The following is a 12341-nucleotide window of genomic DNA, read 5'->3' on the forward strand; positions in this document are numbered from 1 at the left end:
CTCACAGTACCTGTATCGCCAGGGTCTCCCAGACGTCCAGGACGCCTGTCAACCTGTCAGCACATGCTATCCACGATAGAACGGGCGAAAACCGATGGCGGGCAACCATTTCACCACTCACTCAGACCTTTTCGATCTGAGTGGGAAGTACGCACTTGTCACCGGCGGCACCAGGGGTATTGGGATGATGATCGCGCGTGGCCTTCTGCAGGCGGGCGCCCGCGTCATTGTCAGCTCACGCAAGGCAGACACGTGCGCGGAGGCACAGCGTCTACTGTCCGAATTCGGCGACGTTCGAGCAATCCCCGCCGACCTGTCCAGGGACGACGAGTGTCAGCGCCTCGCTGATCTGGTCAAGGCCGACTCGGAACGCCTGGACATCCTCGTCAACAACGCGGGAGCGATGTGGCGCGAGCCGCTGGAGACTTTCCCTGCCGAGGCCTGGGACGCAGTGATCGACCTCAACCTCAAGTCGCCGTTCTGGCTGGTGCAGGCGCTGCTGCCCGCGCTGCGCAGGGCGGGCACCGCCGATGATCCCGCGCGGATCATCAACATCGGCAGTATCGCAGCCATCCACGTCGCCGAGGCGCCCAACTACTCGTACGCCAGCAGCAAAGCGGCACTCCATCAACTCACCAGGGTGCTTGCCAGGGAACTGGGCCCACAGCACGTCACGGTGAACGCGATCGCCCCAGGAGTGTTCCCGTCGCAGATGATGGCGGCCACGATCGATGCCATCGGCGACACGATCGCGGCGAAGGCCCCTCTGCGCCGGCTCGGCCGCGACGACGACATGGCAGGTGTCGCCGTGTTCCTCGCCAGCCGGGCCGGGTCCTATCTGACGGGCGCCATCGTGCCGGTCGACGGCGGCACCGCCACGACCGCATCGGGTACCTAGCCGTCGGCGCGAGGCTTTGCCAGCGGCCGACGGGCCCTCGTGAACACCTCCAAGTCGGGTCTCAACGGGGGTACCAGCCGTACCTCCCTTCGCCTGCGGACAGGGCCTACCGTGAAGGGGTGGACATGATCGACCTGCGCACTGAGATCAAGGAGTTCCTGCGCTCACGTCGCGCGCGGATCACGCCCAGGCGGGCCGGACTGCCCGCCCACGGCGGCAACCGCCGGGTCCAAGGTCTGCGTCGCGAAGAGGTAGCTCTACTGGCAGGGGTATCGGTCGACTACTACGTGCGCATGGAGCGCGGCAGCCTCACCGGCGCCTCCGACGGGGTGCTCGACGCGTTGGCCTCCGCCTTGCAACTCGACGAGGCCGAGCGTGATCACCTGTTCCACCTTGCGCGGCAGTCCAGGGTGCCAAGCGGTCGACGTCGCCGCCGACGCGCCGTGACGGTGCGTCCGGCGCTCCAGCAAGTGCTCGACGCCATCACCGATGCGCCTGCGTGGATTTGCAACGGTCGTTATGACGTGCTGGCCATGAACCAACTTGCCCGCGCGCTGTATTCACCGGTGCTGGCCGACATGCGACGGCCGGCGAACACCGCGCGGTTCGTCTATCTAGATCCGGAAGCGGCAAGAACGTTCTTCGTGGACTATGACCGAATCGCCCGTGATGTGGCCGCGAAGCTACGCATGGAAGCCGGCCGCAATCCGCACGACGAGGAGCTGATCGCCTTGGTCGGTGAGTTGTCAACGCGCAGTGAACTATTTCGGCAGCGGTGGGCTTCTCAGGACGTTCGGCTCCACCGGTCCGGACGCAAGCGTGTGCACCATCCGGTAGCGGGCCCGCTCGACCTGGATGTCGAGTCGATGGAGCTGCCTGCCGAACCCGGCCTGCTCCTGACCGTCTACACCTCGCCCGCTGGTACGGCGACCGCGGATGGTCTAGCCCTATTGGCGTCGTGGGCGGCTGGTCAGGAGAAGTCGGCGACCGAGATTCAAGTACTCAGCTGATATTCCAACGCTTTTCAGTCCGTCGGGCCCACGCTGGGAAGGCCTTTCGAGTGATCGTAAGTTGATCCGGGCACCGCAGTTGGGGCGCAGGCAAACCCAGTTCCCGGCATTCCGGTCCGGTGTGGGTGGCGATCGCGGCGACCGTCACCGTGCGAACGGTTCAGCGCGGACTGCCGTTCGCGTTGACCTGGTGGGCGTTCGTCTTCCGGCTCGGGACATTGGTGACCGGTACGAGCGCGCTCGTGCTCGCCTGGGTCACCGTGGCCGTGCGGACGCCAGGCAACCGATCTACGTAATACCTACCGACGCGAACGGCCGCCGCCCGCCGCGAAGGTAGTCGTGTGACAACGACAGGAACTGCACCAACGTGGACGGCACGGGCGGTGGTTCTCGCCTCGGCCACGCTGACGATCATGGCGGCGGCGATCATCGCCCCGAGCCTGCCCGCGATGGGCGAGGTGTACGGCGAGGGCGTGCTCGTCCGGCTGGCCCTCACCATCACCTCGCTGGCCATCGCTATCAGCGCACCGATCGCGGGTCTGGTGGCAGACCGGGTCGGCCGGAAACCGCTGCTGGTCACCAGCCTCGTCACCTACGCGGTCGCGGGCACAGCGGGTTTCTTCGTGGACAGCCTGCCCGTGCTGCTGGGCACCAGGACGCTGCTGGGTCTCGCAGTCGGCGGCGTCATGACTTCGGTCAGCGCGCTGATCACGGACTGGTTCGACGGCCAGGAACGAGGCAGGTTCCTGGGGCTCCAGCAAGCTTTCGCGAGTCTGGGCGGCGTGGTCTTCCTGCCACTGGCCGGAATTCTCGCGGGCGTCGACTGGCGGCTTCCGTTCTGGCTCTACAGCGTGGCCGCGGCCATCGCGGTACTGGCGATCGCCGGCCTCGAGCACGAACCTCGCCCGGTCCAGAAGGCCACAACCGCAGCGTTCCCGGCCAAGACCGTCGGCATCTACCTGCTGGCACTCACGGCGACGCTCGTCTTCTACATGGCACCGACGCAGCTGCCGTTCCTGCTGCGCGATCTCGGCGGCAGTCCGGCGGTGATCGGCGTGGTCGTCGCCGGCAGCACCCTGACCAGCGTCGCGGGAGCACTGGTGTTCCCGAAGCTGCCGAAAGGCCGGATCACCGCGGCCAGCGTCGCCCTCCTGGGCCTGGGCTGGCTGCTCATCGGCTACGGCGACACCATCCCGCTGGTCACGGCCGGGCTGCTCGTCGGCGGCTTCGGCGTCGGCCTGGTCGTCCCGAACCTCAACCTGCAGCTGGCCAACGCCGCCAGCCCGGCGCAACGAGGCCGCGTGCTCAGCGGCCTGGTCGCCGGGATCTTCCTCGGCCAGTTCCTGTCACCGCTCGTCATCGCACCCCTCGTCCAGACGGCAGGCATCGCCGCCGCGTTCGGCTGGACCGGACTCGCCACCACCATCGCAGGGGCGGTCCTCGCCCTGGCACACAAGGAGAAGAACTGATGATCTACCACGGCAACCGCTTCACGCTGCGCGCGGACGCTTCGCCCGAGCAGATCGAGGAGGCGCTGGAAAGCCTGCGCAACCAGGGGCGCGTGATCCCTTCGGTGAAGTCGTTCGTCGTCGGACGTGACTACGGCGGCGAGTACGAGTGGGGCGCCACGTTCGTCATCGAGGACCTCGAGGGGTACTGGGAGTACCTGATCCACCCGGCACATCGCAACACCGACCGGGTCGGGCTGCCGCTCGTGGACAAGTTCGTGTCGTTCGACATCACCGACGACGAGGACCCCGAGATGGGCGCGAAGATCGCCGCGCTGCACCAGAAGCGCTACGACGCAGACCCCGAGCTGACCGAGCTCGTGTCCGGTCTCGGCGAGTACTCGGGCAGCGCCGCCCCCGGCCCCCACGGGGAGAACGTGACGAGCGACCTCGCGCAGGCCTGGGCCGACCTCTGGAACGGCGACATCGCCCTCGCCGAGTCGATCGTCAGCGAGGAATTCGTCTCGCACGCCGCGCCGCTGCTCGGCGGGCCACCGCAGGACCACACGGGCCGCGAGAACCTCGCCGAGTGGATCAAGGGCGCGCACGCGAACCTGCCGGGGCTGAAGTTCACCGTCCAGATCGGACCGATCGTGCAGGCTCCGTTCCACGTCCTGCGCTGGCACGCCGAAGCCGGTGACATCTCCTTCTACGGCACGGACATCCTCCGGGTCGTGGACGGCAGGATCGTCGAGTACTGGGCCAACGCCGACAGCCTGTGGGCGGCGCAGCAGCTCGGCCTCGTCCCCGCTAGCTGAAGTGGTCCTTCAGCTGCCGGCGCGAGTTGATGCCCAGCTTGCGGAAGACGTTCCGCAGATGGGCGTCGACCGTGCGGGGGCTGAGGAACAGCCGGGCGGCGACCTCCTTGGACGTCGCCCCGGTGGCCACGAGCCGGGCGATGTGCTGCTCCTGCCCGGTGAGGTCGTCCACGGCCCGCGCGGATCGGCTGCGGGCGATCTCACCGGTCGCCTGCAGCTCCCGCGCCGCCCGCGCGGCGAAGGCACGCATCCCCATGTCGGACAGCAGATCGTGCGCAACCCGCAGTTGTGCACGAGCGTCGACCCGGCGACCGGCCCGCCGCAGCCACTCGCCGTACAGCAGATGCGCCCGAGCCAGGTAGGGCTTGGCCGTGGTGACTTCCAGGTGCGCCACGGCCGCGCGGTGGTCGTCCTCGTCGCCGGAGACCAACGCCCGCGCTGAGGCCGCGACCCCGAGGCCCCACTCGGTGCCCGCCGCCGACGTCCGTTCGGTGAGGTCTTCGAGAGCGGTCAGCGCGGTCTTCTCCTCGCCGCACCGCATCGCCGCCTCGACCAGTTCGGGCAACGAGATGCCGGCGAGGTAGAGATCTCCCGGTTCGACGGCCTGGCGCGCAGCCGAAAGCGCTGCCGGGTAGTCGCCGAGTGCGTTGTGCAGGACGGCAGCGGCCCAATGCGCGTTGGCCACCAGCAGTCCCTCGACCCGGGCCGCCGTCCGGGTCGCGTGCTCGATCTGCAGCAGCAGCTCCTCGCGGCACCCGCGCATCGCGGCCAGGTGCAACCGCGGATAGGGCAGGGGAGTGACCCCGAGCGCGTCCGCGACGGCCTCTTCCTCGGCAATGGCGGACGCCGCCGCCCCGAAGTCGCCGGCATGCACGGCCACCAGCGCCGTCTGCGCCAGGCCGAGCCGGAGCACGAACGGCGATCCGGCTTCCCGCCCCGTCCGCATCAGCCACTCGGTGACGGTGTGGTGCACCTCGGCGTCCCACAGCTCACCGGCGAGCATCGTCGCGAGCGCCGGATGCCCGGTCCAGCTGAGATCGGTGAAAGCCTGCCGCAGCAACGGAACCGCGGCCTGGTGCCCGTCGGTCGCCAGCACGACGAGCGCGTTCAGCACGTCCGGGGCCGCGGGCATCGTCCGGGCCTCGCGGACGACGACGTCCAGGACGCCGCTGGCCCGCCCGACCGTCAACCCCATCTCCACCGCGTCGAGCACGCACTCACGCGCGGCGACGCCAGCCATGCGCCGGGCTGCCCTCAGCACGAACTCGGGCCCGTCGTTGGTGGCGTTGCGGACGAACGCCACCCGTCCGCGCAGCAGGTCGGCACGCGCGAGGCCGGACGGGTCCAGCGAGCCGGCGTCGACCGTGCTCAGCAGCTCGGCGGCGTCGTCCACCGCGCCGGCGTCGAACTTCGCCTGCCCGGCCGCGAGAGTGCGTTCCGCCCGCAGCTCCGGGTCCAGGGACAGCGCCGCCGCACGCTCCAGGAACGCCGCGGCCGCCGCGACGCCACCGCGCGACCGCGCGCGGGCAGCCGATCGCTCCAGCTCGGCCGCCACCTCGTCATCGGGTCCAGTGCCGGCTTGGGCGAGGTGCCACACCCGCCGGTCCGGATCGGCCTCGGCGTCCGTCGCGGCGGCGAGGGCGAGGTGCACCGCACGCCGCTGCGCCGGCGTCGCGGCGAGGTAGCCGGCTGAGCGCGCCAGCGGATGGCAGAACCGCACCCGCGTCGACAGGCTGACCAGGCCGGACGCCTCCGCCGCCGCTGCGGCCGCCGACACGTCCAGCCCGAGCTGCCCGGCCGCTGCCCACAGCAGCGGGGCGTTACCGGTGGGATCCGCGCCGGCCACGATCAACAGCGTCCGCGCGTCCTCCGGCAGCTCGGCGATCCTGCGCTGGAAGCCGGCCTCGACCGCGCTGGGCACCGACCCGGCCGCCGGCAGCGCGAAGCCACCCGCCCTGGGCAGCTCCAGCAACGCCAACGGGTTGCCGCGCGCCTCGGCGAGCAACCGCTCCCGCACCTTGTCGTCCACCGACTCGGCGGCCAGCAACGCCCGTGCCTCGGCGTCGGGCAGACCCGCCACCTCCAGCGCTGGCAGCTCGCTCAACCTGCCGGGTTCTCGTGCGGCGCACACCAGCACGATCGGGTCCGCCGCCAGCCGCCGCCCGAGAAACGCGAGGACCTTCGCCGACGCGTCATCGAGCCAGTGCGCGTCGTCGACCAGACAGACCAGCGGGCTCGCCGCGGCGAGCAGGTCCAACGTCGCCAGTCCGATCTGCAGCACGTCCGGCATCCCGCTCGCCAGTCCGAAGGCGACCTCCAGGGCCGACCGCCGGGCAGGAGCGAGCTTCGCCAGCCGATCCAGCAACGGGACGCACAGCTGGTGCAGCGCCGCGAACGGCAGCTCGGTCTCGAACTCCGACCCGGACGCGTCCAGCACCGCGAACCCGGACGCCGCCGCCCGCACGTGCTGCAGGAGCGCGCTCTTGCCGATCCCGGCCTCGCCGCGCAGCACCAGTGCTCCGCCACGACCGTCGCGGGCCGCGCTGAGCACCCCGTCCAGGCAGTGGATCTCGTCGTCGCGGCCGAGCAGGCGAGGTGGCATGACCGCACAGTAGGTGAACCGGCCGGGCGTCGTTCCGGGCGTCTCCCATCGCCACCTTCATGATCACCCTCGCTACGGCGTGCGCTGGATGGGCGAGAACCTCCGAAGCCTGGGCACCTATCCGAAGGCGTCGAACCTTCGCCGTCCGGTCTCGCGGTGATGAAGCGCCTCCGCGGTGATCGACCCCCGGCCCGGCCGCCGAATTCCCAGCGCCCCGGGACACCTGACCCATGACGTGCGGACTTGCCCGCTGCGAGTGTCGAAGGCACGACGGGGAGGTGTGCGAGAAGGATGTGCCGGATATACGGGCATTTCAACGCTGTTGTTTCGCCGCACGAGATGCGGACCGTCGCGGCGTTGCAGCGGCACGGCGGACCCGACGGGCACGGGAACGGCCGGTGGGCAGGGTGCGCGCTGGGCAGCAACCGGCTGGCCGTCATGGACCCGGCCGGTGAGCAGCAGCCCTACCAGCTCGGCGACGTCAAAGTCGTCTTCAACGGCGAGATCTACAACCACGAGACGTTGCGGCGCCGCCTGGGGATGATGGGCTACACGTTCCCCGACCGGTGTGACGGGTCGATACTGCCCGCGCTCTACCTCGAGTACGGCGACAGCTTCCCCGACCACCTGGACGGCATGTTCGCCGTGGTCGTGCTGGACCTGCGGCACGAGCCGCGGATGGTCATCGCCATCGACCACGCGGGCATGAAACCCCTGTTCTACCGGTGGGACGGCGCGGAACGATCGCTCCACTTCTCGTCCGAGATCGGTTCGCTGCTCGGGTTCGGCGCGGTCTCCAGGGACCTTTGGGCGCCGGGGCTCGACGCCTACCTCGCGACCAAGACGCCGTTCGGCGAACAGACGATGTTCACCGACATCAAGGTCCTTCCCCCCGCGGCGACGGCCGTGTGCGACCAGGCAGGGCTGCGGATCCGCACCCGGCCCGGCCCGGCCGGGCGCAGCGAGGACGTGCGCACGGCGCTCAGCGACGAGGTGCAGAAGCTGCTCATCGCGGACGTTCCGGTCGCGACGATCACCTCCGGCGGCCTCGACTCCAGTCTGGTCACCGAGTTCGCCGCGCAGGTCGAACCGGACCTGCACACGTTCAACATCGCCTATCGCGGCACGTGGCCGCACGACGAGCGGCACTTCGCGCGGCAGGTCGCCGTCGCCACCCGCGCCGCCTACCACCAGGTGGAGATCGATCCCGCGACGTTCCCGCAGCTGTTGTCGGACGTCGTGTGGCACCTGGGGCAACCCAACGCCGACCCGATCACGCTGAGCACGTACGCGTTGTTCCGCGCGGTGCGGGAGGCCGGGTTCACCGTGGCGCTGACCGGAGACGCCGCCGACGAGCTGTTCGGCGGGTACGACCGGATGCGCGACGCCGCGAACGGTGGGCAGCAGTGGCTGCCGCGGTACTTGGACACGTTGGCCGTGTTGCCGAGCGCTCAACGACACGCGTTGTACACCAAGGAATACGCCCACGAGCTGCCGTCCCCGTTGCCGGTCGGTGCGATGGAGATCCTGGGCGGGCCGGGGAGCGTCCTCAAGCGCATCACCGAGTTCGAGCTGCGCTACCGATTGCCCGCCTACCACCTGCGTCGGGTCGATCACCTGAGCATGGCCAGCGGTGTCGAGGTCCGGCTGCCGTTCTGCCAGCAGCGGATCGTCGGCATCGGCCGCGCGCTGCCGGACGAACAGCGGATCAGCGGCGGCAACGTCAAGCGGGCGCTGTACGCGGCGGCGCGCGGGCTGCTGCCGCCGGACGTGCTCGACCGGCCCAAGCAGCCGTTCACGCTGCCGATCGTCGCGATGCTGCGGCCCGGCGCGGCGTTGTGGGAGTTCGCGAGGGACATGCTGGCACCGAGCCGGCTGCTGCCCGCGGGCCAGGTCGCGCCGGACCGGGTGCAGGCGTTGTTCACCAGGCAGGCGGCCGATCCGGATCCGACCACGGCGCTGACCCTGTGGGCGTTGCTGGTGTACGAGGTGTGGAGCGAGCAGTTCAGCGTGGGTGTGCCCTCGCTCGCCGAGATGGCGGCGGCGTGATCGCCCACCTCGCGTTCGCGTCCGGCAGCCCGTGCCCGACGCTCGTGCTTGACGCCCGCTACCTGCCGGCGGAGGACGGTCCGCTGCTGGCCGCGCTCGCCGACGCTCGCCGGTGGCTCACCGATGCCGGCGGCGGGCACGTGCTGAAGATCGCGCTCATCCAGCCGTCCGCGCATCCGTTGCTGGACCTGGACTACCGGTTCATCCAGGCGCTGCCGGACGGGCCGGACCGGTTCGACCTGCGCGGCTCGTGCGGGCACTCGGTGCTGTCCTCGATCACCGCCGCGGCCGAGTGCGGGATGCTGCCCAAACTGGGTCCCGGCGACCGGGTCCGGGTCAACGTGCTCAACAACGGCGACCACCTGGTGTGCGAAGTGGACAGCGTTGGCCGCACGACCGTCGGCTTCACGGTGCACTTCCTGCAGATCCCGCCACGGCCGCTCACCGACCTGTTGCTGGTCGGGACACCGCGCACGACGTTGCGCGTGGACGGCCGCGACGTCGAGGTCTCCCTGGTGTCGGCCGGAAATCCGTACGTTTTCGTCAGCGCTGCCGGTGCGCGGGTGCGTGCCGCGGACGAGCTGTTCGCCGACGACGCCGAGCTCTTCGACCGGCTGGTCCGTATCCGCAGGGCCGCCGCCGAGCACCTGGGCTGGTCGCCGGACGGCGCGTTCCCGAAGGTCGCGGTGACGTTGCCGCTCGACGGGATGCTGGCGGTGCGTGCGATCTCCGTGCCGACCTGGCATCCCACGCTCGCGCTGACCGGCGTCGCGTGCCTCGGCGCCGCCACCGGCATTCCCGGCACGATCCCGTGGCTCACCGCGCGGGAGGCGTCCTGCGCGCCCGGGATGATCCACCTCCGCACGCCGGGCGCCGTGCTCTCGGTCACCGCCGCGACCACCACGCAGGACGACGGTGTGACGTGCCTGAACTGGACGACCGTCGGCGACAAGCGGGTGACGTTCCACGGCTCGTTCTTCCTCGAACCACTGGCCCACTTCCAGCTCAAGGAAATCGCCGAATGTCTCTCACTACCAGCGTGACCGAAACCCCGTCGGCGTCCCTTCTGGACGAACTGAGAGCGTCGGCGGCGCACACCGCGCGTTCCGGTGCACCCGACCTCGAAGCGCTGCGGCTGCTGCGGAAGTCGGGCTTGTTCGCGGCCGGGCCGTCCGGCGCGTCGGTCAACCGGGTGGTCGAGGAGGTCGCCACCGCCAACCCGTCGCTCGCGATCGTGCTGTTCCAGCACTACGCGGTCACCGCACGCGTCGCCGAATGGGGCACCGAGGAACAGAAGTCCAGGCTGCTGCCGGCGTTGACGAGCGGGGAGATGCTCGCGGCGTCGGCGTGGAGCGAGCCCGGCGCGGGCGCGGCGAAGAAGGTGCTCTCCACCACCGCGGTGCGGCAGGGTGGTGGCTGGGTCCTCGACGGCGGCAAGTCGTTCACCACCGGCGCCGGCATCGCGGATCAGTACCTGGTGCTGGTGCAGACCTCCCGCCCGCACGACGACGGGCAGAGCGTCTACGGTTCGGCCGGTCAGTCGTTCTTCCTGGTGTCCGGTGGAAATCCGGGGCTCGTGCCCGACCTCGGCCTCGACCTGGTCGGCATGCGCGGCTCGGCCACCGGTTTCGTGACGCTGAAGGACTGCGTGGTCGCGGACTCCGACCGGCTGGGCCCGCTCGACGAGGCACCGAAGATCATCGCAGGCGTCCGGCGGACCGGCGCCACGCTGGGCGCGGTGTCCGCCGGCATCGCGCGGGCCGCGCTGGAGCTGGCCGAACAACACCTTGCCCGCGCCGGGAAGCTCGCGTCCCAGGCGGTCCGGCACCAGCTGGTCGACCTCGGCGTGCAGGTGGAGGCGGCGCGGGCGGTCGTGGCACGGGCCGGTGAGCTGAAGTCCGGCACGACCACGTTGCGCAGCAAGCTGTTCGCCACCGTCGTGGCCGAACACGTGTGCGTCGAGGTCGCGCGGATGCTCAGTTCGACGGGGTACGTCGTGGCGAACCGGATCAACCAGCTGATCGCCGACTCCCGGGCCGTCGCGCTGATGGGGCCGGCGAACGAGCTGTGCCGGGAACTGGTGGCGGCGTCGTGGCAGCAGTAGATCTCCTCGTCACGGGCGGGCGGCTGGTGACGCCGGACGGTGTGCGGAGCGGTGACGTCGTGGTGTCCGGTGGCCGGGTCGTGGCCGTCGGCGAGACCGGTGGGCGGCGCGGGACCGCGGACGGTGTGCGGAGCGGCGGCGTCGTGGTGTCCGACGGCAAGATCGTTCCCGCTGACCGCGAGGCGCGCCGGGTGATCGACGCCCGTGGCGCCTACGTCCTCCCCGGCCTGATCGACTCGCACGTGCACTTCCGCACCCCAGGCCTGACCCACAAGGAAGACTGGCCGCACGGCAGCAGGGCCGCCGTCGCGGGCGGCGTCACGACCGTGATGGACATGCCCAACACCGTGCCGCCGACGCTGTCTCCCGAAGCGGTGCTGGCCAAGGCCGAGCTGGTCGCCGGGACCTCGCTGGTCGACTACGCGTTCCACGTCGGCGCCGATCCCGACCGGCCGGAGTTGCTGGCGGACATCGATCCCGGTGTCGCGGTGAGCGCCAAGGTCTTCATGGCCGGGCACCACACCGCGCCGACCGTGGTGCGCGATCCCGGTCAGCTGGACAAGATCTTCGCCGCTGCCGCGGCCGGGCGTGTGCGGCTCGTGCTGCACGCCGAGGACGACGCGGTGTACGCGCTGCTCGACCGGTGGCGCGGTGCCCCTGTCCGGCACCGGGACTACGAGCGGTACCGGCCGCGCACCGGGCCGATCTCCGCGGTGGCGCAGGTGGTGCGGCTCGTCGAGCGGCACGGCACTGCCGCGCACGTGCTGCACCTGTCGACGGCGGAGGAGGCCGATCTCGTCACCGCCGCGCGGGCGGCCGGGTTGCCGGTGACGTTCGAGCTGACCGGGCACCACCTGTCGTTCACCGACGTGGACACCCGCCGGCTCGGCGCGAAGACCAGGCTCGCGCCCGCCATCCGGCAGCGAGCCGACCAGGACCGGCTGTGGGAGGCCGTGCGGCTGGGCGAGGTCAGTTCGCTGGGCAGCGACCACGCGCCGCACACCACGGAGGAGAAGTGCCGTCCGGTGCCCGACGCGCCGCCAGGGCTGCCGGGTGTGCAGGAGCTGGCCACCGCGGTGTGGACGGGCATGCGGGAACGGTGGCCCGACGAGTCTCCTGACGTGGCGATGACCCGGCTCGTGCGGCACCTCGCCGAGGAGCCGGCGGCGTTGTTCGGGCTGCGCGGCAAGGGGCGGCTGGAGATCGGGGCCGACGGGGATCTCGTGGTGTTCGAGCCCGACCACCGGTGGTTGTTCTCGGCGCGGGACGTGCGGGCCAAGTGCGGCTGGTCGGCGTACGAGGGCTGGACGATGGCCGGACGGGTGCGCACGACCGTCCGCCGCGGCGAGATCGTGTGGGACGCGGACACCGGCACCTTCGGCTCGCCCACCGGGCACTGGGTGAGGTGACCG

Annotated in this window: 9 protein-coding genes; 8 read left to right on the forward strand and 1 reads right to left on the reverse strand. The window is 70.7% G+C overall.

Annotated features, from left to right (window positions below; translation table 11 throughout):
- The first annotated feature begins 94 nt into the window (after window positions 1-94).
- The 4 genes from JOD27_RS00420 (at window position 95) to JOD27_RS46355 (ending at window position 4174) form a co-directional block, all read left to right on the forward strand.
- Window positions 95-898 (forward strand): SDR family oxidoreductase, encoded by an 804-nt coding sequence (locus JOD27_RS00420; protein WP_204760108.1) that lies wholly within the window; start codon window positions 95-97, stop codon window positions 896-898.
- 119 nt (window positions 899-1017) lie between these two features.
- Window positions 1018-1908: a helix-turn-helix transcriptional regulator gene (locus tag JOD27_RS00425; RefSeq protein WP_204760109.1), complete on the forward strand. Its 891-nt coding sequence runs from the start codon at window positions 1018-1020 to the stop codon at window positions 1906-1908.
- A 341-nt stretch (window positions 1909-2249) separates the two neighbouring features.
- Window positions 2250-3377, forward strand: coding sequence for an MFS transporter (locus JOD27_RS46350; RefSeq protein ID WP_307829772.1), 1128 nt, complete (start codon window positions 2250-2252; stop codon window positions 3375-3377).
- Complete coding sequence (locus JOD27_RS46355; RefSeq protein WP_204760110.1) at window positions 3377-4174, forward strand: Dabb family protein; 798 nt, start codon at window positions 3377-3379, stop codon at window positions 4172-4174. The genes JOD27_RS46350 and JOD27_RS46355 overlap by 1 nt, the downstream gene beginning before the upstream one ends.
- Here the strand turns inward: JOD27_RS46355 and JOD27_RS00440 are convergent.
- On the reverse strand, window positions 4167-6776 hold the full coding sequence (locus JOD27_RS00440) for a helix-turn-helix transcriptional regulator (RefSeq protein WP_204760111.1): 2610 nt from the start codon (window positions 6774-6776) through the stop codon (window positions 4167-4169). The genes JOD27_RS46355 and JOD27_RS00440 overlap by 8 nt on opposite strands.
- A gap of 291 nt (window positions 6777-7067) precedes the next feature.
- Here JOD27_RS00440 and asnB point away from each other — a divergent pair, with 291 nt between their 5' ends.
- The 4 genes from asnB to JOD27_RS00460 are packed head-to-tail and all read left to right on the forward strand — an operon-like array spanning window position 7068 to window position 12338.
- Window positions 7068-8825 (forward strand): asparagine synthase (glutamine-hydrolyzing), encoded by a 1758-nt coding sequence (asnB, locus tag JOD27_RS00445; protein WP_204760112.1) that lies wholly within the window; start codon window positions 7068-7070, stop codon window positions 8823-8825.
- Window positions 8822-9868: a PrpF domain-containing protein gene (locus JOD27_RS00450; protein ID WP_204760113.1), complete on the forward strand. Its 1047-nt coding sequence runs from the start codon at window positions 8822-8824 to the stop codon at window positions 9866-9868. Before asnB ends, JOD27_RS00450 begins: the two co-directional genes overlap by 4 nt.
- Entirely contained in the window at window positions 9847-10929 is a 1083-nt protein-coding gene (locus tag JOD27_RS00455; RefSeq protein WP_239566263.1) for an acyl-CoA dehydrogenase family protein, read from the forward strand. Before JOD27_RS00450 ends, JOD27_RS00455 begins: the two co-directional genes overlap by 22 nt.
- The gene (locus JOD27_RS00460) at window positions 10917-12338 is read left to right on the forward strand and encodes a dihydroorotase (protein ID WP_204760114.1); all 1422 of its coding nucleotides are present in this window, start codon (window positions 10917-10919) and stop codon (window positions 12336-12338) included. Before JOD27_RS00455 ends, JOD27_RS00460 begins: the two co-directional genes overlap by 13 nt.
- Window positions 12339-12341 lie beyond the last annotated feature (3 nt).

The organism is Lentzea nigeriaca (genome assembly GCF_016907955.1).
GTDB classification, from domain to species: domain Bacteria; phylum Actinomycetota; class Actinomycetes; order Mycobacteriales; family Pseudonocardiaceae; genus Lentzea; species Lentzea nigeriaca.